Source organism: Actinomycetota bacterium (genome assembly GCA_005888325.1).
Lineage (GTDB): Bacteria > Actinomycetota > Acidimicrobiia > Acidimicrobiales > AC-14 > AC-14.
The window spans coordinates 17,203-17,634 of the sequence record VAWU01000039.1 but is presented as its reverse complement, the minus strand read 5'-3'; the positions used below and the strand labels follow the sequence as shown (position 1 = coordinate 17,634).

Sequence of the window (432 nt, the reverse complement as noted above, 5' to 3'; positions counted from 1 at the left end):
GTGCCCCGGCTGCAGGCGCAGACCTATCGTTTGACAAGCCCTCGCCCGAGGGGTGGCCCCATCCCCTGGGCGGGGGCCTTTCCGCCTCCAGGCCTTAGTGCTCCCGGTCGGTGCCGTAGGTCACGAAGTCTTCGGCGTAGTGCGGATGGCCGTTGGGGCACCGCGCGTGCGCACGAGGCGTCCGGCCGGCGCCGTTGGCCGAACCGAGATCGAAGCGCACCGCCTCGTAGCAACCGGGAAACAGACACGGCACCGCGGGACTGAGACCTTGGACGCTCGACACTTTCCACCCCCCTGGGCGCAATCCCGCCAAGCCGACACTACGCCTCGCGCGAGCCGCTGTCTCCCCGAGTTTCACGGCATCTCCTGCCCTTCCAGGGGGGCTGGTGACCTAGCCTCAACGCCGATGGCGTTGATCGACTGTCCGACCTG

General features: G+C 68.8%; 1 protein-coding gene. It reads right to left on the bottom strand.

Features of this window, described 5'->3' with window-relative positions; genetic code table 11:
- Window positions 1–94: 94 nt before the first annotated feature.
- Window positions 95–283, bottom strand: a complete 189-nt coding sequence (locus E6G06_14490; GenBank protein ID TML89501.1) for a hypothetical protein — start codon at window positions 281–283, stop codon at window positions 95–97.
- Window positions 284–432: the final 149 nt, after the last annotated feature.